Annotated in this window: 17 protein-coding genes; 15 read left to right on the forward strand and 2 right to left on the reverse strand. The window is 49.7% G+C overall.

Going from position 1 to position 21,890, the window contains the following annotated elements:
* Positions 1-88 precede the first annotated feature (88 nt).
* Both fadJ and fadI read right to left on the reverse strand, forming a co-directional pair.
* Positions 89-2,218 (reverse strand): fatty acid oxidation complex subunit alpha FadJ, encoded by a 2,130-nt coding sequence (gene fadJ, locus CBX96_RS19145; RefSeq protein WP_109287773.1) that lies wholly within the window; start codon positions 2,216-2,218, stop codon positions 89-91.
* A 5-nt stretch (positions 2,219-2,223) separates the two neighbouring features.
* Complete coding sequence (gene fadI, locus CBX96_RS19150; protein ID WP_011622190.1) at positions 2,224-3,534, reverse strand: acetyl-CoA C-acyltransferase FadI; 1,311 nt, start codon at positions 3,532-3,534, stop codon at positions 2,224-2,226.
* Between the two features lie 269 nt (positions 3,535-3,803).
* On the opposite strand from fadI, the gene CBX96_RS19155 reads away from it, so the two are divergent.
* The 15 genes from CBX96_RS19155 to CBX96_RS19225 all read left to right on the forward strand — a co-directional run bounded on the left by CBX96_RS19155 (position 3,804) and on the right by CBX96_RS19225 (position 21,871).
* Positions 3,804-4,760: a MoxR family ATPase gene (locus tag CBX96_RS19155; RefSeq protein WP_011622189.1), complete on the forward strand. Its 957-nt coding sequence runs from the start codon at positions 3,804-3,806 to the stop codon at positions 4,758-4,760.
* Between the two features lie 73 nt (positions 4,761-4,833).
* A complete protein-coding gene (locus CBX96_RS19160) occupies positions 4,834-5,802 on the forward strand; it encodes a DUF58 domain-containing protein (protein WP_109287741.1) in 969 nt (322 codons plus the stop codon).
* Between the two features lie 63 nt (positions 5,803-5,865).
* Positions 5,866-6,459 (forward strand): DUF4381 domain-containing protein, encoded by a 594-nt coding sequence (locus tag CBX96_RS19165; protein ID WP_109287742.1) that lies wholly within the window; start codon positions 5,866-5,868, stop codon positions 6,457-6,459.
* Complete coding sequence (locus CBX96_RS19170) at positions 6,453-7,472, forward strand: VWA domain-containing protein (RefSeq protein ID WP_109287743.1); 1,020 nt, start codon at positions 6,453-6,455, stop codon at positions 7,470-7,472. The genes CBX96_RS19165 and CBX96_RS19170 overlap by 7 nt, the downstream gene beginning before the upstream one ends.
* Positions 7,469-9,532, forward strand: a complete 2,064-nt coding sequence (locus CBX96_RS19175; RefSeq protein WP_109287744.1) for a VWA domain-containing protein — start codon at positions 7,469-7,471, stop codon at positions 9,530-9,532. Before CBX96_RS19170 ends, CBX96_RS19175 begins: the two co-directional genes overlap by 4 nt.
* Positions 9,526-11,187, forward strand: a complete 1,662-nt coding sequence (locus tag CBX96_RS19180) for a BatD family protein (RefSeq protein ID WP_109287745.1) — start codon at positions 9,526-9,528, stop codon at positions 11,185-11,187. The genes CBX96_RS19175 and CBX96_RS19180 overlap by 7 nt, the downstream gene beginning before the upstream one ends.
* Before the next feature lie 87 nt (positions 11,188-11,274).
* Complete coding sequence (locus tag CBX96_RS19185) at positions 11,275-11,838, forward strand: sigma-70 family RNA polymerase sigma factor (RefSeq protein WP_088212196.1); 564 nt, start codon at positions 11,275-11,277, stop codon at positions 11,836-11,838.
* On the forward strand, positions 11,831-12,535 hold the full coding sequence (locus tag CBX96_RS19190) for a DUF3379 domain-containing protein (RefSeq protein ID WP_109287746.1): 705 nt from the start codon (positions 11,831-11,833) through the stop codon (positions 12,533-12,535). The genes CBX96_RS19185 and CBX96_RS19190 overlap by 8 nt, the downstream gene beginning before the upstream one ends.
* Before the next feature lie 158 nt (positions 12,536-12,693).
* On the forward strand, positions 12,694-14,145 hold the full coding sequence (gene putP, locus CBX96_RS19195; protein ID WP_109287747.1) for a sodium/proline symporter PutP: 1,452 nt from the start codon (positions 12,694-12,696) through the stop codon (positions 14,143-14,145).
* Between the two features lie 340 nt (positions 14,146-14,485).
* A complete protein-coding gene (locus CBX96_RS19200; RefSeq protein WP_109287748.1) occupies positions 14,486-15,781 on the forward strand; it encodes an OmpP1/FadL family transporter in 1,296 nt (431 codons plus the stop codon).
* Positions 15,782-15,881: 100 nt separating this feature from the next.
* Positions 15,882-16,268: a VOC family protein gene (locus tag CBX96_RS19205; RefSeq protein ID WP_109287749.1), complete on the forward strand. Its 387-nt coding sequence runs from the start codon at positions 15,882-15,884 to the stop codon at positions 16,266-16,268.
* 154 nt (positions 16,269-16,422) lie between these two features.
* Positions 16,423-17,139, forward strand: a complete 717-nt coding sequence (locus CBX96_RS19210; protein WP_109287750.1) for an SIMPL domain-containing protein — start codon at positions 16,423-16,425, stop codon at positions 17,137-17,139.
* Positions 17,140-17,319: 180 nt separating this feature from the next.
* Entirely contained in the window at positions 17,320-18,333 is a 1,014-nt protein-coding gene (locus CBX96_RS19215; RefSeq protein WP_109287751.1) for an efflux RND transporter periplasmic adaptor subunit, read from the forward strand.
* 35 nt (positions 18,334-18,368) lie between these two features.
* A complete protein-coding gene (locus CBX96_RS19220; protein ID WP_109287752.1) occupies positions 18,369-21,617 on the forward strand; it encodes an efflux RND transporter permease subunit in 3,249 nt (1,082 codons plus the stop codon).
* Positions 21,618-21,658: 41 nt separating this feature from the next.
* Positions 21,659-21,871 (forward strand): DUF2892 domain-containing protein, encoded by a 213-nt coding sequence (locus CBX96_RS19225; protein ID WP_011622175.1) that lies wholly within the window; start codon positions 21,659-21,661, stop codon positions 21,869-21,871.
* Positions 21,872-21,890: the final 19 nt, after the last annotated feature.

Below are 21,890 nucleotides of genomic sequence, written 5' to 3' on the forward strand. Positions count from 1 at the left end.
TGAACATTTTTTAGGCAAAAATTAGCCTGGAGGCAATAAAAAAGCGGTATCGGATTGCCGCTTTTTTAATCGAAACCTTTTTATGCACCTAGAAGAAACGAGTCTTTTCTGCCGCCATCGCCTTAAGACGTGGACATGGCTCAAATCGGTCGCCGTATTGAGCCTGATAACGTTCCAGTATGCTCACTAAATTATCGGCCCCTAGAGTATCGATATAGTGGAATGGGCCACCCAAGAATGGTGGGAAACCAATACCGAAGATAGCGCCAATATCACCATCACGCGGTGAAGCAATAATGCCGTCATCTAAGCAGCGCACAGCTTCATTGAGCATTTGCACGACACAACGTTCTGCTACCGCGCTCATTTCTTTATCGATACCCGGTTTGATACCTAATACGCCATATACACTTTCATCCACGGCTTTCTTCTTGCTCGACGCTTTATTGCCAGCAGCATATTGATAGAAACCTTTGCCATTTTTACGGCCTTTTCTATCATCGCTCAGTAACTTATCGAAGGCTGCAGGGGCTTTAAAGCGCTCACCGAGTTCTTTTTCAAGGATTGGAGCGATTTTAGCACCGACATCGATACCCACTTCATCGAGCAAAGTGATAGGGCCAACGGGGAAGCCGAATTTCACTAAGGCTTTGTCTAAGTGCTCAATACTCTGCCCTTCCAGCAGCAATTGCGCAGCTTCGTTCATGTAAAGTGCGAGGATACGGTTAACATAAAAACCGGCACCGTCTTGTACCACGATTGGCGTTTTACCCTGTTTGCGGGCAAAGGCCACTGTGGTGGCAATCGTCTCAGGAGACGTTTTCGCATGGGCAATCACTTCCACCAGCGGCATTTTTTCTACGGGTGAGAAATAATGTAAGCCAATCACATTTTCAGGACGGCTGGCCGCTTGTGCAATTTGGCCAATGGGTAAAGATGAGGTGTTAGATGCAAAAATCGTGTGCTCACCGCATTCACGCTCAATATCTTTAACCATCTGATGTTTAAGCGCTAAATCCTCAAATACGGCTTCTACAACAATATCAGCGTCCTTAACGCCTTTATATTCGGTCGTCGTTGTCATCAATGCCATTAAATTGTCGCGAACGGCTGGCGTCATATGACGACGTTTAACGCCTTTATCCAATAACTTATAGGCGTAGGAAAGCGCATTGCTTAAGCCCTTTTCGTTAATGTCTTTTACCCTTGCAGGAATTTTAGCCTTAGTCGTCGTGACCGAAGCAATACCACCGCCCATCAAACCGCCACCTAAGATCACGGCTTTTTTGACTTTACGTGGTGTCGCCCCTTCGGCGCCAGTTTCTTTCTTCATCTCTGTGGTGGCAAAGAAAATACTGCGCAGCGCCTCAGATTCTTTCGACACTACCAGCTCAGCAAAATGGCTGGCCTCGACCTCAAGCCCTTTTTGCATCCCCTTCGCCATACCTTGGCGCACGCAATCAATAATTTTTGCCGGTGCAGGATAGTTGCCTTGGGTTTTCTTAGCGACTTGCTTGGCAGCTTGATCGAAAATAATGTTACGACCGAATCCTGTGCCTTCGAGTAATTGATTGACCAGCGATTTTTTAACTGGTTTCGCACTGCGCTTCCCCGCAAGCGCCATTTCCACCGCGGTTTGCAGTAGAATCGTCTGTGGTACTACGTCGTTGACTAAGCCCATCTTTAACGCTTGTTTAGGACGAATTTGTTTACCCGTCAACATCATATCCAGTGCAGTAGTGATCCCCACTAAACGAGGTAAACGCTGAGTACCGCCGCCACCGGGTAATAAACCGAGTTGCACTTCGGGGACGCCCAGCATGGTCTTACCATCATCACTACACACACGTTGATGACAGGCGAGCGCAAGCTCTAAACCGCCCCCTAAACAGGCGCCATGTATCGCGGCAACCACAGGGATATTCAAGGCTTCTAACTCGTTAAACACCACATGCCCTTGCTGGGATAGGGCCTTAGCATCGCCCGCCGTTTGGCAAGCATCGAGCATAGAGATATCCGCACCAGCTACGAAGGAGTCTTTTTTACCCGAAATCAGCACTAGGCCACGGATACTGCTATCGCGTTTAATCTCAGACAGGATCTCACTGATCTCAGGGCCAAATTCTGCCTTGAGGGTATTCATGGTTTCGCCGGGTACGTCCATCGTTAGAATGGCGATACCGTCTTCACGGCGGGTTAAATTAAATGTCTTTTCCATCGCCATTACTCCACTTCCACAATCATTGCAGCCCCTAAACCACCCGCAGCACAGGCCGTTGCCAGACCCGTTCCGCCGCCACGACGCTTAAGCTCACGGCAAACCTGAGTGATTAAACGTGTTCCTGTGGCCGCAAATGGATGGCCGTAAGCTAAAGAACCACCAAGCACGTTAAATTTGCTCATATCGATTTCACCAATGGCACGATTACGCCCTAATTTTTCTTCGGCAAATTTCTTTGAGGCAAACATCTGCATGTTGGCTAAGGTTTGTGCCGCGAAAGCTTCATGCATTTCGATGAGGGTTAAATCTTCTAATTCCATGCCGGCGCGCTTTAATGCCAATGGCGTTGCATAGGATGGCCCCATCAGCATGTCTTGCCAGACATCAATCGCGGTAAATGCGTAGCTCTTAATGTAACCAATAGGTTGATAACCCAAGGCTTTAGCACGACCTTCGCTCATCAAAATGATCGCGGAGGCACCATCGGTTAGCGGCGTACTGTTAGCGGCCGTCACGCTGCCATGCTTTTTATCGAAAGCGGGACGCAGTTTAGCGTAAGAGCTTAAATCGGAGTTTTCACGAATGTTATTATCGCGCTCAATAAACTGTTTGTAAGGGGGAACATGGGCCACCATCACTTCGTCACGTAGGTGACCTGAAGCCCAAGTTTCACTCGCCAACGTGTGGGAGCGGTGCGCCAATGCATCTTGGTCGGCGCGGCTGATGTTGTATGTCTTGGCCATTTGCTCCGCGGTTTGTCCCATAGACAATCCCGTAGAATACTCGGCAACGGCAGGCGGCACAGGCAGTAAATCTTTAATGCCTAAACGGCGGAAAATTTGTAACTTTTGGCCAAAGCTGCGGGCTTTATTCAAATCGACTAAGGCATGGGCAAGCTTTTTAGACACACCAATAGGTAATACAGAAGAAGAGTCTGCGCCGCCGGCAATACCGATCTCGATATTGCCGGTCATGATTGACTCAGCCACATTCACCGCAGATTGGAAACTGGTCGCACAAGCACGGGTCACACTATAGGCATCGGTTGACACATCCATGCCCGTTCCTAACACGATTTCACGGGCAATATTCGGTGCCGCAGGCATTTGTACCACCTGACCATACACCAGTTGCTCAATCAACTTAGGGTCCAGTTCGCTACGGGCCAGCAGTTCGTTAACCACCATTTTGCCCATATCGAGCGCCGACACACCGTGGAATGCGGTCGCCTGTTTCGCAAATGGCGTTCTTAAGCCCGCCACAATGGCGATACGCTCACCCTTTGCGTTAGTTACCTGTTGTCTATCACTCATTTGTCACCCTCTTTATGTGCGCTATCGCTGAGAGATTTCAGGCGGCGCTATCGATTTCCATGTTTGCCCTGCTGTGGCCTAAAAAGGCGCATAACAGGTCTGACCATTAAAGTGTGATCTGATTCTAACTTCTTGTCAGCAAGTTTTAAACACCTGTTTGTTTTTTTAACACTAGCCAAACCCTTAGGGAATTCTTTACCATATTCGTTGTCTATAGCCCACACACGTATTTTCAATCGATATTTTCAACCTAAAAAACGAGTAGCATCATGCCTTTGAGTCGCTTCCACGCATTACGCACTTACCTAAATAAGGTTGTTTTAGGGCAGCCAGTTTTGACCGAAAACCTGCTCATTGCCCTCATTGCCAATGGCCATTTATTAGTAGAAGGCCCACCAGGTCTTGCTAAAACCCGTGCGGTTAAAGCCCTCTGCGATGGTGTTGAAGGGGATTTCCACCGGATCCAATTTACCCCTGACCTACTGCCAGCCGACCTTACGGGTACGGATATCTATCGCTCACAAACTGGCACCTTTGAATTTGAAGCGGGCCCGATTTTCCACAATCTGATCCTCGCCGATGAAATCAACCGCGCCCCCGCTAAGGTGCAGTCGGCGTTATTAGAGGCCATGGCCGAAGGTCAAGTGACCGTGGGTAAAAACAGTTATAAGTTGCCGCCACTCTTCCTCGTGATGGCAACTCAAAACCCCTTAGAAAACGAAGGCACTTATCCGCTGCCCGAAGCCCAGCTCGACCGCTTTTTAATGCACCTGAATTTAGATTATCCAAGCGGTGACACTGAAATCGAGATCCTGCGCCAATCCCGCCAAGAAGCACTCACCCATGAGTTGCCGACTGCGGAACCCATTGCACAGGCCGATATTTTTGCCGCCCGAGATGAAGCGATGGAAATCTATCTCGCCGAACCGCTTGAGAAATACATAGTCGAAATCATTATGGCGACCCGCCAACCCGCCCGTTACAGCGACGAGCTGGCAAAATGGTTAGAGTACGGTGTGAGTCCGCGTGCGACGATTTCGCTGGAGCGCTGCGCCCGTGCCAGAGCTTGGTTACACGAGCGCGATTTTGTCTCTCCCGAAGACATTCAAGCCGTTGCCCCCAATGTGTTAAGACACAGACTGCTGCTGAGTTATCAAGCGCAGGCCGAGGGTGTCAGCCGCGACCAAGTGATCAACCATATTTTGACTCAGGTCGCCGTCCCTTAATCTCAGGGCATAGACTGGATACGCGGGCTGATAAATCCTAGGTAACTGAATCGCTTTGTATGAGTAGCTTTGAATGAATAACAGTGTGCTAAACACATCTCTACACGGTGATGGCAATCCACATGGCTTGCCATTATTTGCCGACGGGCTGCATTTAACCGAGAAAGAACTGCTAGCCTGCCAGACGATTGCACGGGCTATTCCTGAGCGTCACAGCCGGGCACGTGCCAATATGGCGGGGCATCGCAGCAGTTTAATCAAAGGCCGCGGGATGGAATTTGCCGAAGTGCGCCATTATCAACAGGGCGACGATGTACGCACTATTGATTGGCGCGTTACCGCCCGCACGGGGCAAACCCACACTAAGCTATTTATTGAGGAGCGCGAGCGCCCTATTCTGCTGCTGCTCGATTTAAGCCAGAGCCTGTATTTTGGCTCGAGTTTGCTGCTGCAGTCGGTACAAGCGGGGCATTTAGCGACCACGCTAGGTTGGAATGCCATCAATCACGGTGACAGACTCGGGGCCTTAATCGCCTGCGAGTCTGAGCATCTAGAGTTAAAACCCCGCAGTCGCCGCCAAGGGATTTTACAGCTCATTTCAGGCCTGCGCCGAGTGCATGAGCAACAACTCAATCAGCTCGGCAGTCATCCACGGGATCCAGACCATATCCTGCGCGCCTGCCAGCGCTTGCAACGGATCGCGAAACCGGGCTCATTGATTTGGATCATCACAGATGGCAGCCATTTTACGCCGCAATGTATCGCGCCGCTGACAGAACTTAAACGCCATTGTGATATTGGCGCTTATCTGGTGACCGACCCTCTAAGGCAGGGCAACCTCAACTTACCCAAGCAGTTTAGTTTGCCAGTTCGCGAAGGGGACCAAGATTTAGTGCTGACTCGCGACAGTTATCAAGCATGGCTTGGGCAGCAACAACAGCAGCAGAATGACTTTATCGCCATGATGCAAAAGCTGAAGGTGCGTACCCAATTTATCGACGCGGGTTTACCCCTCGCGCAGCAGCTAGCCTTACTGCAATAACAGCACGGCAAATAAGTGAGTAATAGTAGACAGTGCAACATAAAGCATAAGTGAGTCCAAAGCGTGAACCCACAAACTCTAAATCCAGCCTTGGATAAGGCTGCCACGCCAAATCCCGCTTTGGCGGATTTACAAGATATTATTCTCCCCGACCCGATTGGGGCTTGGCCATGGGCCATTGGTTATTGGTTAGCACTCGCTATCCTGTTAGTTTTGTTGATTGCCGTAATTCTTTGGCTCAAAAAACGTGCCGCCTACTTAGCGCCTAAAAAAGCCGCCCAAGGTTTATTTGCAGCACTTGATCCTCATTCGAGCCAGTTTCCCTCTGAGGTGAATCAGCTGTTAAAGCGCACCGCCTTAAGTTATCTGCCAAGGGAAGTGATAGCAAAACTCGACGGCCCCGCGTGGGCAAACTGGTTAGATAGCCATTTGCCCGCAAAGCAGCGCGGCCGCATTGGGCCATTATTGGATAAACGCCACCAGGCTAAACCACTCTGCGCCGAGGAGGCCCTTGAGTTACAGGCCCTCGCCCGCAGCTGGTTTGCCTCAAAAGCCAAATTAAGCGCACCGATAATGCACACGTTATCGAGCCAGTCCTCATCTTCGTCGGCAGTATTAACACCGACTCCAGCAAAGCCTGCGGAGGAGCAATGTTAACAGTCGCATGGCCTTTGGCATTGATTTTGCTGCCTTTACCTTTTATTTTTTGGCGTCGCCAAACGGTGCAAGCCGAAGGTGGCCGCCTGCAATTGCCCGGCATTAGCCAAACGGGCAAGGCCAATATTACTAGCCACAGCCGCCAAAGCAGCAAGCGCTATTGGTTGATGTGGAGCTTGTTAGTGCTTGCTATCGCCCGCCCACAATGGCTTGGCGATCCGATTGAACTACCAAGCCAAGGGCGGGATCTGATGCTGGCGGTGGACTTATCCGGCAGTATGCAGATTGAAGATATGGTGATTAACGGCAAAGTCGTCGACCGTTTTACCCTGATCCAACACGTGGTCAGTGAGTTTATAGAGCGTCGCAAAGGCGATCGTATCGGTTTGATTCTATTTGCCGATCACGCTTATCTTCAAGCGCCACTCACCCAAGATAGACGCTCTGTCGCCCAGTTTTTAAAGGAGGCGCAGATTGGCCTTGTCGGTAAACAAACAGCGATTGGCGAGTCGATTGCGCTCGCGGTCAAACGCTTCGATAAAATGGATGAGAGTAACAGAGTCTTGATTTTATTGACTGACGGCTCAAATAACGCCGGTAATATCGATCCTGAGCAAGCGGCCCAAATCGCCGCTAATCGCAAAGTGACGATTTATACCGTGGGCGTGGGTGCCGATGTGATGGAAAGACGCACCCTGTTTGGTCGTGAGCGCGTCAATCCGTCGATGGATCTCGATGAAAACCAACTCAAGCATATTGCCGATGTTACCCATGGCCGCTATTTCCGCGCCCGTAACAGCCAAGAGCTGGAACAGATTTATCAAGAAATTGATAAACTTGAGCCCGTGAGTCGCGATCAACTCAGCTATCGTCCTCAAGCGGAGCTATTCTATTGGCCGCTCGCCCTCGCGCTGCTCACCAGCATTTGGATAGCCTTAGGTCAGTTATCACTGTTTTCGCGAACTAAAAACCCTGTTCCATCTGCAACACCACGGGGAGATGTTCGTCAATGAGCCTGCATTTTATTCGTCCAGAATGGTTACTTGCCCTGTTGCCACTCGCCATCATCCTGTGGGCGCTGTGGCGTCAACACCAGAGTAACAGTGCTTGGAATCGCTATATTGCGCCGCACTTGGCCAAAATATTGGTCACAGAGGGCACGCAAAAATCCCGTCGACCATTGCATATCTTGGCTTTCACTTGGATGATTGCAACCTTGGCCTTAGCGGGACCCGCCCTCAATAAGCAAACCTTGCCCGTTTTTGCCGCCGAGCAAGGCCGAGTGTTGGTAATGGATATGTCTGTCTCCATGTTTGCCACCGATCTGGCACCCAACCGCTTAACCCAAACCAAATTTCGAGCGACGGATTTGCTCCGCGGCTTAAAAGAAGGCGAAACTGGCCTGATAGCCTTCGCTGGCGATGCCTTTACCATAAGCCCGCTCACCCGAGACACGGGCACGCTGCTTAATTTATTACCCACGTTAAGCCCTGACATTATGCCTGTGTTGGGCTCAAACCTAGCGGCCGCGCTAACCCAAGCTAAAAATTTACTGGCGCAGGGCGGGCATCTACGGGGCGATATTATTGTGATGACAGATGGCATCAGCCCGAGGCAATTCGATGAGGCTAACTCGGCCTTAGCCGGTAGCCAATATCGGCTCGCGATCATGGGATTTGGTAGCCCCCAAGGCGCGCCCATCCGCTTACCCGATGGCCAATTACAGCGCGACAGCAGCAATGAAGTCGTTGTCGCCAAAACCGACTTTGGCTTACTGCAAAAATTAGCCGATAACCATAATGGCATCATGATCCCCAATCGTGCCGATGGTCAGGATTTAGCACAGTTGCAACATTGGTTGAGTGACAGTGGCGATGCCAAAGCCACGGATCTCGATGGAGAAACCTGGCAAGATCTCGGCCCTTACCTCGCCTTACTCTTACTCATCCCTGCCCTGCTGAGCTTTAGGCAAGGCATGCTCGCCAACTGGCTGCTGATGGGATTGGGCGGTCTATTGCTCAGTGCTGCGCCGCAAAACGCCCATGCCAGCGCATGGGACTCGCTCTGGCACACCCAAGAGCAACAGGCGATGCAGGCCTATCAAGCCGAGGATTACGCCAATGCAGCTCAAAAATTCGAAACGCCACAATGGCAAGGTGCGGCACAGTACAAGGCGGGCGAGTACGAACAGGCGTTAAAAAGCTTTGAGCAAGATAACTCAGCCAACGGCCTTTACAACCAAGGCAACGCGCTGATGCAACTCGGTAAACCCGACAAAGCCAAGGAGCGTTATCAGGCCGCACTCGACAAGCAACCCGAGTTCCCACAGGCCAAAGCCAACCTTGAGTTAGCAGAGAAATTGCTGAACCAGCAGCAGTCGCAGCAAAATGCTGACAATCAAGATAAGCAGTCTCAAGGCGACCAAAACCAACAGGGACAGAACCAGAACGATCAGCAGCAGGGGCAAAACCAACAGCAGGGAGACCAACAATCCTCGCAAAACGATCAAGCTCAACAGCAGTCTCAAGAGCAGCAGTCCCAACAGCAAAATAATCCCGATCAAGCGAACGAAAAACCGTCGCAGGAGCAAAACGCCTCATCACAGCAGAATGAACCTGAGCAAGGCGCACAAGATAAACAGCAAGCGAGTGATGATAAAGCTAAGCAAGACCAGCAAGATTCGCAGCAAGAACAACAGCAGGCCGAGCAACAAGCTAATCAGCAAAACGGCGCCGATGACAATGCTGAAGATAAAGAAGATCCAGCCAGCAACGAGGCAAAAATGCAGGCAAAGGTCGAGGATGATAAGTCCAACGCCGAGCAAAAACAGCAACAGGCCGTAGCGCAAAAAGCGGATAAAGAGAAACAGGCGCAGGCGGATAAAAAACCAGATACCGCAATTGAGTCTGTTGAAGCGCCGCCGAGTAACAGCGAGCCTTTGCCCGCGGAGATGCAGCGAGCACTGCGGGGCGTGAGTGAAGACCCACAGGTGTTGCTGCGTAATAAGATGCAACTCGAATATCAAAAACGCCGTCAAAATGGCCAAATATCAAGGGATAACGAACAGTGGTGATCAGACAATTTTTTATCCTCCTCACGCTTTGCATCGCGGTCATTCAACCCGCCTTTGCCCTGAGCAAACTCGAGGCGTCGGTCGATCGCAATCCGGTAATGGAGGGAGAGTACTTTGTGCTCAATGTCAGTGCCGACGATGAGGTCGACACGGGTAAACTCGATACTTCCATCCTGCTCAAGGATTTTATCGTGGGTCGCACCAGCGTGAGTCGCAGCACCCAGATAATGAACTTCGATGCGGTTAAAGAGACCCGCTGGCAAGTACTGCTTGCCCCAAAGCAAAAGGGCCAACTGACCATTCCATCCTTTAGCATTGATGGCGTCAGCTCCGCCGAAATTCCCCTCAGGGTCGTCGAAGCGGGCGCACAACCAGAGCAAGCCAAGAATCTGTTTATCGATGCCAAAGTCTCGACCGATGAGGCCTACGTCGGTCAGCTTATTACCTATAAAGTAAAGCTTTATCTTGCGGTCGAACTGCAACGCGGCGTGCTCAATGCCCCGGTTATCGAAGGCGCGCAGATTAAGCAAATTGGCGAAGATAAAGACGGCTCAGAGATTATCGAAGGCCGTCGTTACCGCGTGATTGAGCGCACCTATGGCATCATTCCTGACTTACCCGGCCAAGTGAACATCAAAGGCGCGACCTTTTCTGGCGATGTATTAGTGGAATCCCAACGCCGTGGTGGTATGTTTGGTTTTAACGAGAGCCGGCCAATGCAGGCTGGTGCGCCTTCCTTAAGCATTCAAGTCGAACCTGCGCCAACGAGCTTCCAAGGCCAATGGCTCGTGGCCGATTTAGTGGCCTTAAAAGAAAGTTTTCCTGAGGATGTAAAAGAGTTTACCGTCGGTAGCCCGATCACCCGCACGCTTACCTTATTGGCATCCAATGCCGATGAGAATAGCCTGCCAGATATCGCGCAAAACCTGCCGCCTGAGCTCAAATCCTATCCCGAAAAACCTCAGCGCCAGAGCTTTGTGCGCGACGCGCAAATTGTGTCCCAATACAGTATTACCTCGGCTATAGTCCCGAGTAAGGCAGGCACTTTTACCTTACCCGAAGTGAAAGTACCTTGGTGGAATCCGCATCTTAAACGCCAAGAAATGGCAACCTTGCCCGCCCGCACCATTCAAGTAAAAGGTGGCGCCGTGGTCGATACCCCCATCGAACCCAACTGGCAGGCAAATACCAGCACGAACAGTGAAAGTCATTGGAGCGCGAATCTGTTCGCCCTGCTGTGGCTGGTGACATTAGTTGCTTGGGCCGTCACTTTTGTCGCTTGGCGACGTGCGCTGAAGCGGCAAGCAACGGTCAATACACCAGTAACAGCGCAACCGCTCGTTCTTAGCACAGGTCTTAAGGGCTTAGAACAAGCCTGCGCTAAAGGCAATGTCAGTGATATTTTGCAGCAATTGCAGCAATACTATAGTGAGCAGGCCGCTCGCCCTATGACGCTTGATAAAATTGCCGCGCAGTCGAGCGAGTTAGCTGAGGCGATTCGTCTGTTGCAAGCCTTAGCCTACGGCGGTAAAGCCAATAGCGACACCCAACTGGCAAGCGCGGTAAAAGCATTGTTAAGCGCGGTGAAAAACGGCAAGTTACACCCAATGGCGCAGCAATCCACGCCATTACGCCCGTTGAATCCCAATGGCTAAACTCGACGGATAAATCAACGCACGGCTTAATCGAATAAGTAAGGTGTAATCTTTTGAATCGTAAAATAAAAAGAAAATATCGAAAAAATGTTTGCTAACTGGCGAAAGAAATCCGTCGAGCCTGCGGTCTCTTCTGACATGCTGAGCAAACAACGACGATACAACAGCCTAGTCAAGGCGCTGCACGCCGATATCTTCCGCTATGCCTTTTGGTTATGCGGCGATAAGCAGGTGGCAGAGGACATCACCCAAGAAACCTTCTTGCGGGCATGGCGCTCTTTAGATTCCCTACAGGATGATAAAGCGGCGAAGGCTTGGCTGATCACGATTCTGAGGCGCGAAAATGCCCGTCGATTCGAGCGCAAACAATTTGATTACGCCGATGTCGAACAAGACAGCTTAGAAGATCACATTGCCTCCAGCACGGAAGAGCAAACCGAGCAGTACTGGTTAAGGCGACAAATCGCGAAGCTGGATATTGAATATCGGGAGCCCCTATTGCTGCAGTTAATCGGTGGCTTTAGCGGTGATGAAATTGCCCAACTGTTGGACTTAAACCGCAACACTGTCATGACGCGCTTATTTCGGGCGAGGAACCAATTGAAAGAACTACTTGAGAAAACCGATGTGAGAGGTCAATCCAATGGATGAGCTTAAATTTAGGCGTCAAGCTTATGAAGATCCTCATAATCAAGATCCCGAGTTTGTTGCGCAAATGCAAGAGAATGCCGAATATCAGGCGTTCGTCGCAGAGCTTAAGGGCCTCGATGCCAAAATCACTCATGCGTTAAAAGTGGATGTGCCAGAGGACTTGGCCGACAAACTTATTCTGCGCCAACAATTGCTGCAGCACCATAAACAGCGCCGACAAACGGGCTTTTTAGTCGCCATGGCCGCGTCGATTGCCTTTATTGTGGGGATCAGTTTCAGTTTATTGCGCTTAGGTCCAGTCGATTTAGCCGAGCATGCCTTAGCCCATGTTTACCATGAAGGCGTGGCCTTGCAGGTGGACCAAAATGTTAACTTTAGCCAAGTGAACGCGCAGCTCGCCTCTCTAAAACACTTAGAGCATGCCAAATTTACTGGGCAACCTGGCAAGGTCTATTACACCTCTTACTGTGATTTTCAAGGGGTTAAGAGTCTGCACCTAGTGCTGCAAGCTGAAAAAGGTAAAGTGACTCTGTTTATTGTGCCCATCGAAAAACGCATGGTGCTGGATAACACCTTTGCCGATGGTAAATACCAAGGCATGGGCTTTGAGGCCGGTGATGCATACATTTTACTTGTGGGTGAAGATCAGACAGACCTTAGCTTTGTAAAAGACGAAATCAAGAACACCTTCATCTAACCTATTAATAGTAAATCCTTTCTTTTAACGACCTCCGATCTTTTCTCATGCTCGGAGGTCGGATTTCGATCACATCTTTATCTACTAATGGGTTCTTGCTCAAACATCTGGTAGCATGCTTGCCACTTTGAATAATAACAAGATGGGATAAAGACAATATGACGATTGAAACCCCGATTTTAATCACATTTGTTGGCTATTTAGTATTGATGATGGGCATAGGATTTTGGGCTTACCGTGCCACCGATACTGTTGATGATTATATTTTAGGCGGCCGTAAAATGGGTCCCGCCGTCACCGCGCTCAGCGTGGGCGCCTCCGATATGTCAGGCTGGTTGCTCTTAGGCTTACCTGGTGCCGTTTACTTAGGCGGCTTAGGCGAAGCATGGATTGGGATTGGCTTAGTGGTCGGCGCTTGGCTTAACTGGTTATTCGTAGCCAAACGCCTGCGCATTTATACCCAATTAGCAGACAACGCCCTCACCCTGCCCGACTTCTTCGAGAAACGTTTTCACGATAAACAGGGTTACCTCAAACTCGTCTCTGCGGTCACAATTCTGGTATTTTTCACCTTCTATGCTTCCTCTGGCATGGTAGGCGGCGCCATTTTGTTCGAAAAAGTCTTCGGCCTCGATTACAACGTTGCCTTAGTGATTGGCTCTGCCATCATTGTGGGTTACACCTTTATTGGCGGATTTTTTGCCGTGAGTTGGACCGACTTTTTCCAAGGCTGTTTAATGCTGATAGCCCTGCTGATCATCCCCTTTGCGGTGTTCTCACACCCAGAGAGTCATGCGGGAATTGAGTCTATCGACCCAGCCATGTTGGCACTGATCAGTGACAAAACCACAGTGATTGGCTTGTTATCACTGCTCGCATGGGGACTGGGTTATTTCGGTCAGCCTCATATTTTGTCGCGCTTTATGGCCATTGGCAGCGCCGATGCACTTCCGCTGTCACGCCGTATCGCCATGAGCTGGATGATGTTATCTCTCATCGGCGCGTTAGCCACAGGCTTAGCGGGTTCACTGTATTTTGCCAATCAACCCTTGGCCAATGCCGAAACCGTGTTTATTCATTTAGCCCAAGCCGCCTTTAACCCTTGGATTGGCGGATTACTGATCGCCGCAATTCTGTCGGCCATTATGAGTACCATTGATTCGCAGTTGTTGGTGTGTTCGAGCGTGATCACCGAGGACTTTTACCGCAAGTGGTTACGCCCTCAAGCCGACGATCGCGAGCTGATGATGGTAGGTCGTATGGGCGTGCTGGCCATTGCCGTGATCGCAGGGATCATTGCCCTGAATCCTGAAAGCAGTGTATTAAGCTTAGTCAGTTATGCGTGGGCAGGTTTTGGTGCCGCCTTTGGCCCTGTCGTACTGCTATCACTCTTCTGGAAGCAATACAGCCGTAACGGTGCAATTGCTACCATTATTGTCGGCGCATTAACCGTGGTGATATGGAAGCAGCTCACAGGTGGCATTTTCGACCTATACGAAATCTTACCTGGATTTGTGTTTGCAATTATTGCCGGTGTCATCGTCAGTAAAATGTCACGCCCTGCCGAAGCCATTACCGCAGAATTTGAGCAATTTAAATCCGCGTTATAACAGATAATTTTCTGTCCCTAATTGTAAAAAGCGTACATGTGTACGCTTTTTACAAATTGTTTAAATTTATTAACTTTCTTCTCGTTACAAAGCATTAACCTCAATTAAAACTTCCCTATCCAATAAAAACCAAAGATACCAAGCATCTGGCCAGACCATTCGTTCATGCTAAAGTACGACCCCGTTTTAATTAACTGTTAATTAACAAATTTCAAATCTGGTCGGACTTGTTGAGGTTACACACAATCCCTACCATGCCGAAGATTATAAAAGGATTTGCGCCTTGTTCTGGCAACTAGGACCGAACAAAATCCAATACCAAAATAATGAGAGAATAATAATGAAATCATTCAACAAGACACTGCTTGCCGTTGCCGTTGCATTGGCGAGTTCACAAACTTTCGCATCGGGTTTCCAATTAAACAGCCAATCAGCCACAGGTATGGGCCGTGCATTTGCCGGTGACGCTGTGATTGCCGATAACGCTTCAGTGTTATCTCGTAACCCAGCAGCGATGGCGCTCTTTGATAAAGACGCAATCTCTTTCGGCTTAACCTATGCCGATATTACTGTTGACGTTAAAGACGTTAACTTTGCCGGTGGCGCTTATGATTTAGGCAGTATCGACGATGCGGGTAGCTCTAAAGTTATCCCGAATATTTTCTACATTCACCCAATCGACGATAAATTCGCCGTGGGTTTTGCCGCATTCTCTAACTTCGGTACCGGTACCGATGCCAGCTCACTTTCGAAGAATTTGCCAGCAGGCTCAGCTGCACCTTATGACCTACTGGGTGAAACTGAAGTCACTACCGTTAACTTCAACGCCAGCGTGTCATATCGCATCAACGATATGTTCAGTATCGGCGCGGGTCTGGATGCCGTCTATGGCGAAGGCCGCTTAACCCGTAATATGGGCACTACACCTCTGGTTGACGTAGACGCTGATGGTTGGGCTTTCGGTGGTATCGTAGGTGCTACTATTGAGTTAGATAAAGACAACCGTTTCGGTATCAGCTACCGTTTCAGCCCAACCGTAAATGTTGAAGGCGATATCAATACTGTCTCGATGACAACCATTCCTGGTGTAGGTGCAGTACCAGTTACGACCAGTTTTGATAGCTTAGATGTACCGTTAGCGGATATTTTCCAAGTGGCCGGTTTCCATCAAATCACCCCTAAATTTGCCCTGCACTACACTGCCCAGCACACCCAGTGGGGTAACTTTGATCAAATCACCGCGAAAGACGGCACAGCAACGATTGCCGCTGTGGGTATGACTCAGCCTGTAGGTGATGTAGCCCTGAAAGAATACCAATGGAAAGATTCATGGTTATTCAGCGTGGGTGGTACTTACACCATTAACGAACAATTCACCGTTCGTGCTGGTTACATGCATGACCAAGGCGTTGTGGACGAAATCAGCTCGATTTCATTCCCAGACTCTGACCGTAACTGGTTCACAGCGGGTATGAGCTACCACCTCAATCCACAAAACACCGTTGACTTCGGTATCGCTTACATTAAAGGTGAAGAAGTTCACCTGATCGAAAACAGCGCAATCACAGGCCCTGTGAACGCGGTAACTGAATCAAGCGGTATGTACTACTCAGTACAGTACAGCTACCAGTTCTAAGCTGTTTCGAACTCAAAAAAGCCGCATTTTTGCGGCTTTTTTGTATCTTACGTATTTATTGCCTAAAGTTAATCCATCCCCCACTTAAACTGTCACCCTTATGGCAAAAGTCATTGGACTTGGTGGTATTTTCTTTAAAAGTACTGATCCCGTCGCGTTAGCCACTTGGTATCAAAACCATCTGCAAATACCAATTGAAAACTGGGGCGGTGCCGCCTTTTATCACAACGATAAACCGACGCCCGGTTACCATGTGTGGACCCCTTTCGACCATAACACCAGCTATTTTGCCCCGACCGACAAAAGCTTTATGTTTAATTTTATCGTTGACGATCTGGAGCAGGCCCTACAGCAAGTCACTCAGGGCGGCGGCGAACAAGTTGGGGAGATTGAAGACTCGGAATTTGGCCTTTTCGGTTGGTTTATCGACCCCGATGGCAATAAAGTCGAATTATGGCAGCCAAGCCCTATCCCTCCCGTTAACTAAGTGGCTAACACATAAGCCGCTTTTACAACCGCGTATCAATCCTGAATAGCAGCTGAGCATTTTCAATAAAGCTCAATGCTTTCTTATTTGTCTATCCCCAAAGTCACATAATTGCAGTAAGGTAGCTACAACAATCCCATCGAGTGAGTATGTTATGCAACGCAATTATCTTCTTCCCGCCCTCCTGCTTGGCGGTTTCTTATGTGCAGGCATGGTCTATGTAGGACAAAGCGCCAGCTCGGCGCTGTTAGAGATGAAAGCCCTAGAGCGCACAGTCACAGTTAAAGGGCTGGCCGAAAAGGAAGTGAAAGCCAATATCGCCATCTGGCCGATTAACTTCACCGAAGTCGACAATAACCTGCCTAAGCTCTACGACACAGTGCAGCAAAAAACCGACAGAGTGGTCGCCTACCTCAAGGAACAGGGTTTTAGCGATAGCGAAATTACAGTCTCGCTGCCGACAATAGAAGACAGACAGGCTCAAGGCTACGTTGACCCGAATGTGCGCTATCGTTACTCGGCAAAGGTGAATCTTTCTGTCTATACCCCACAAATTGATTTAATGCTCAGCACGCGTAAGCAAATGATAAATCTAGTTAAAGAAGGCATCGCCATCGGTAGCCAAGATTATGAAAACCGTACCGAGTTTTTATTTACGGCACTCAATGATGTGAAACCGACCATGGTGCAGGAAGCGACGCAAAATGCGCGGGAAGTGGCCGAAAAGTTTGCCAAGGACTCACAATCGCGTCTGGGTAAGATTAAGAGTGCCAGCCAAGGCCAGTTTACGATTTCCGATCGTGACAGCAGCACGCCTTACATAAAACAAATTCGCATTGTGTCTACGCTGACCTACTATTTAAACGACTGATATTTAAAGCTGGACAAGGACCAGAGTGATGACATGGCGATTGATGTAAGGGAAGATTCATTCGCCGTTTCCCTATATTAGTGAAATCGATTACATTAAATTTTTCTAATAAATATTGATTGCCTAATCAAAATAACTCCATTAGAATTTACTCATGAATTATTTTTGGGATGATTTGGTATGGCTGCAATCTCACGTACTCTATTCACATTATTCGTTTTTTCCCCCTTTGCCACCCAGGCTGCGCCCTTGGCGACCTTCGAGGTAATGAGCAAACCTTACGCGAATTGGGTGACCTTAGACGCCAGTATCGAGGCTGTCAAAGCGGCTACCGTCTCGGCGCAAACCTCGGGGCGAATCGTTAAGCTCAACTACGATGTTAATGATGTCGTACCAGAAGGCGCGGCGTTACTCGAGATCACCAGCAAAGAGCAAGGCGCTGAACTGGCAAGCTATGAGGCCGATCTCGCCAAAGCCACCGCGCTAAACGTGGAGGCGCAGGCCCAATACAAACGCTATAAAGAACTCTTCCCCCAAGGCGCGATTTCAAAAGGCGCCATGGATGAAGCGACCGCCAATGCCAAGGCCGCAGAGCAAGCCGTGAGTGCCGCCAAAGCTAGGGTCATTAAAGCCAGCGAATCACTCAAATACACAGTGGTATCGGCCCCATTTAGCGGGATTGTCACCGAGCGTTTAGTCGAATTAGGCGAAACCGTGAGTGTCGGTCAACCGCTACTGTCCGGGTTTTCACCCAGCCAAATGCGCGCTATCACCCAAGTGCCACAGCGCTATATTCAGCAACTGAAAAACGCGCCTGAGTTTATGGTGCGCTTAAGTGACGGCCGTGAACTCACCTCCAAGGAGCTCACCATCTTTAGCTTTGCCGATCCTGTGAGCCACAGCTATCAAGTGCGGATTAACCTGCCAAAGGATGAACCCAACCTTCAACCTGGAACCTGGGCCAAGGCGTTGTTTAAAAATGGCGAGCGGGAAAAAATCCAACTGCCGACCTCGACCCTTATCACCATGAACGAACTCAGCAGTGTCTACCTGAAAAAAGGCGAGCAATTCGTTCTCACCCAGGTGCGCGTCTCTGAGCCTGTCGATGGTGAAGTCGAAGTCCTCGCGGGGCTGCGAACCGGTGATATTGTCGCCATGGATGCTTACCAAGTGTTGCTTGAACAAAAGCAATAAATTCCCTAGCGATATCAACTTGATGAGGTTGTTGAATGAAACACGCTACTGAATCTTCGACGTCACTTGGCATTTCGGGTCGTATTGCGGCCGCATTTCAAAACAGTGCCATTACGCCACTGCTGGCACTGCTGGGCTTGTTACTCGGCTTATTTGCCATCTTAGTGACCCCAAAGGAAGAAGAACCGCAGATTGACGTCACCTTTGCCGACGTCTTTATCCCTTTTCCCGGCGCGACCCCGACCGAAGTGGAAAACTTAGTCACCCTGCCCGCCGAGCAAGTGATCTCAGAGCTCAAAGGGATAGACACGCTCTATTCTTTCTCCCAGCCCGATGGCGCGATGATCATTGTGATCTTTAAGGTCGGCGTAACCCGCAACGATGCCATTGTCAGCCTCTACAACCAGATTTATTCCAATATGGATAAACTGCCGCAGAGCGCGGGTGTTGGCGAGCCATTGATTAAACCACGCGGTATCGATGATGTGCCGATTGTTAGTCTAACACTCTGGTCCAAGGACAAACAGGTCTCGGCCGAACAGTTGACCCATGTGGCGTTAGGGCTAGAAACCGAAATCAAGCGGATCCCGGGTACGCGGGAGATTTACACCGTTGGCCAACATGAGATGGTGGCCAATGTCCGCATCGATCCCGCTAAGATGAACAGCTTTACTCTCACCTACGACAAGTTGAGACAAAGCCTGAATGACAATAATCACATCTCGATGCCTGCATCTTTAGTGCAAGGTAATCAAGAAATTAAGGTTCAGGCTGGCCAGTTTTTGCAAACTATAGACGATGTAAAACAGCTGGTAGTGAGTATTTCGCAGGATAAACAGGGTAAACCTATCCCCGTTTATTTAGCCGATATTGCCGATATCAGTTTAAAGAGTGATATTCCTACCCAAAGCGTTTGGCATAGCGACAAGACGGATATCTACCCCGCGGTGACTATCGCCATTGGTAAGCAGCCGGGGCAAAACGCTGTTGATATTGCCGATGCCACCCTCGCGCGCATTGCTAAGGTCAAGAATGTGTTGATCCCCAGTAATGTAGAAGTGACAGTCTCGCGCAACTATGGTGAGACGGCGGCGGATAAATCTAACACCCTTATTCTTAAGCTGATTTTTGCCACCAGCGCCGTTGTCGTATTGGTATTTTTAACCATGGGCGCCCGCGAATCACTGGTAGTAGGTGTCGCCATTATTATCACCTTGGCGATCACCCTGTTCGCCTCCTGGGCGTGGGGATTTACCCTTAACCGCGTTTCACTCTTCGCGCTAATTTTCTCCATCGGGATCTTGGTCGACGATGCCATTGTGGTGGTGGAGAATATCCATCGGCACATGGCGCTCGGTAAAAAATCCTTTAGTGAACTCATCCCCGTTGCGGTCGATGAAGTGGGCGGCCCAACGATTCTCGCTACCTTTACCGTTATCGCAGCACTGCTGCCGATGGCATTTGTGTCGGGATTAATGGGCCCTTATATGAGCCCGATCCCCATCAACGCCAGTATGGGCATGCTGATTTCCCTGGTGGTCGCCTTTATGGTAACCCCATGGCTGAGTCGTAAACTGCTCAAACACCACAGTGGTTCAGCCACTGACGCCACACACAGCAGCGATGCTGATGCTCAGATAAACGAGAGCAAAATGGTGCGCCTATTTACTCGTTTAATCGGTCCCTTCCTGCTAGGTAAAGATGCCCGTAAAGCACGGATTGGGCTTGCCGCTGGGGTCTTTGTGCTTATCGGTATCGCCGTGGCCTTGCCCGTGGGTCAGCTCGTGGTGTTAAAGATGCTGCCCTTCGATAATAAATCCGAGTTCCAAGTCATGGTGGATATGCCTGAAGGCACGCCAGTCGAACAAACGCAGCGCGTACTTCAGGATTTAAGTCACTACCTTGTCACTGTGCCCGAGGTGGAGCATTTGCAGCTGTATGCTGGCACTAATGCACCGATGAACTTTAACGGCTTAGTGCGTCACTATTTTCTACGTCACAGCCAAGAGCTTGGCGATATTCAGGTCAATCTAGTCGATAAAAAGCATCGCAAGCGTGACAGTCACAGCATTGCGCTGTCGGTCCGTGAAGAATTGCAACATATCGGCGCTAAGTATCAGGCCAATGTGAAAGTCGTCGAAGTGCCACCTGGCCCACCAGTCTGGTCACCGATTGTGGCCGAAGTCTATGGTCCAAGTCCTGCGATTCGCGAACAAGCGGCCTACGAGCTGCAGTCGCTGTTCCGTGAGACTAAAGATGTCGTCGATATTGATATTTTCTTGCCCGCAGCACAGCAAAAATGGCAAGTGATGATCGACCGCTCTAAAGCCAGCCTAATGGCGGTGCCCTATAGCAATATCGTTGATTTAATCGCAACTTCGGTTGGCAGCAAGGATGTAAGCTATTTGCATATCGCACAGCAAAAACAACCTGTGCCTATCCGCCTGCAACTACAGGAAGGGGCAAAAATCGATTTAGAGCAAGTGCTGAATATGAAACTGCAGAGCCAAACGGGGCAATCTGTGCCCGTGTCTGAGCTGGTGACGATTAAGCGCGGAAAAATCGATGCTCCTATCATCCATAAGAATATGATCCCTATGGTGATGGTGGTTGCCGATATGGCCGGTCCGCTCGACAGTCCGCTCTATGGCATGTTCGACATGGCGGGCAAAATCGACGGCGATGGTGGCTTAGGTTTCGATCAGCATTATATCCACCAACCAACAGGACTAGACTCAGTCGCCGTGCTCTGGGACGGGGAATGGAAGATCACCTATGAAACCTTCAGGGATATGGGTATCGCCTATGCCGTGGGGATGATTGCGATTTACTTATTGGTCGTCGCCCAATTTAGATCCTATCTGGTGCCGCTCATCATTATGGCGCCAATCCCACTGACAGTGATTGGGGTCATGCCGGGGCATGCGCTGCTCGGCGCGCAATTTACTGCGACTTCGATGATTGGCATGATTGCCTTGGCGGGGATTATTGTCCGTAACTCGATATTATTAGTGGATTTTATCAATCAGGAAACCGCCTCAGGGGTTCCCTTTGAGCGCGCTGTCATCCACTCGGGCGCCGTGCGGGCCAAACCGATTATGCTGACCGCTTTGGCGGCCATGATTGGCGCCTTGTTTATCCTGGACGACCCAATCTTCAACGGGCTTGCGATCAGTTTAATTTTCGGGATTTTTATCTCGACCTTACTGACCTTAATCGTCATCCCAGTGCTTTACTACACGGCGATGAAAAATCGCATAAACTTAACTCAAACAGCCGATTAACCCACAATAGGCAGCCATAGCGCTGCCTCTAGGAGCAACCTATGTCACTCGAACGCAGCATTATGGCCTTTGCCGGATTTATGGTGTTACTGTCTTTGGTGTTAACCGCTTTTGTGCACCATAACTTTATGTGGTTAACGGCCTTCGTTGGCGCTAACCTATTCCAAAGCGCTTTCACGGGTTTTTGCCCTGCGGCCATGGTATTACGCAAATTAGGCGTCAAATCCGAAGCCGAAATCGCGAAACAAGGTTAATGCACATTTGCAAAGGAGA

Source organism: Shewanella sp. BC20, assembly GCF_003129585.1.
In the GTDB taxonomy this organism is placed as follows: domain Bacteria; phylum Pseudomonadota; class Gammaproteobacteria; order Enterobacterales; family Shewanellaceae; genus Shewanella; species Shewanella seohaensis.

Coding starts and splice junctions, on each gene's coding strand:
- fadJ (WP_109287773.1), bottom strand. CDS start 2,218: ATGGAAAAGACATTTAATTTAACCCGCCGTGAAGACGGTATCGCCATT.
- fadI (WP_011622190.1), bottom strand. CDS start 3,534: ATGAGTGATAGACAACAGGTAACTAACGCAAAGGGTGAGCGTATCGCC.
- CBX96_RS19155 (WP_011622189.1), top strand. CDS start 3,804: ATGCCTTTGAGTCGCTTCCACGCATTACGCACTTACCTAAATAAGGTT.
- CBX96_RS19160 (WP_109287741.1), top strand. CDS start 4,834: ATGAATAACAGTGTGCTAAACACATCTCTACACGGTGATGGCAATCCA.
- CBX96_RS19170 (WP_109287743.1), top strand. CDS start 6,453: ATGTTAACAGTCGCATGGCCTTTGGCATTGATTTTGCTGCCTTTACCT.
- CBX96_RS19175 (WP_109287744.1), top strand. CDS start 7,469: ATGAGCCTGCATTTTATTCGTCCAGAATGGTTACTTGCCCTGTTGCCA.
- CBX96_RS19185 (WP_088212196.1), top strand. CDS start 11,275: ATGTTTGCTAACTGGCGAAAGAAATCCGTCGAGCCTGCGGTCTCTTCT.
- CBX96_RS19190 (WP_109287746.1), top strand. CDS start 11,831: ATGGATGAGCTTAAATTTAGGCGTCAAGCTTATGAAGATCCTCATAAT.
- putP (WP_109287747.1), top strand. CDS start 12,694: ATGACGATTGAAACCCCGATTTTAATCACATTTGTTGGCTATTTAGTA.
- CBX96_RS19200 (WP_109287748.1), top strand. CDS start 14,486: ATGAAATCATTCAACAAGACACTGCTTGCCGTTGCCGTTGCATTGGCG.
- CBX96_RS19205 (WP_109287749.1), top strand. CDS start 15,882: ATGGCAAAAGTCATTGGACTTGGTGGTATTTTCTTTAAAAGTACTGAT.
- CBX96_RS19210 (WP_109287750.1), top strand. CDS start 16,423: ATGCAACGCAATTATCTTCTTCCCGCCCTCCTGCTTGGCGGTTTCTTA.
- CBX96_RS19215 (WP_109287751.1), top strand. CDS start 17,320: ATGGCTGCAATCTCACGTACTCTATTCACATTATTCGTTTTTTCCCCC.
- CBX96_RS19220 (WP_109287752.1), top strand. CDS start 18,369: ATGAAACACGCTACTGAATCTTCGACGTCACTTGGCATTTCGGGTCGT.
- CBX96_RS19225 (WP_011622175.1), top strand. CDS start 21,659: ATGTCACTCGAACGCAGCATTATGGCCTTTGCCGGATTTATGGTGTTA.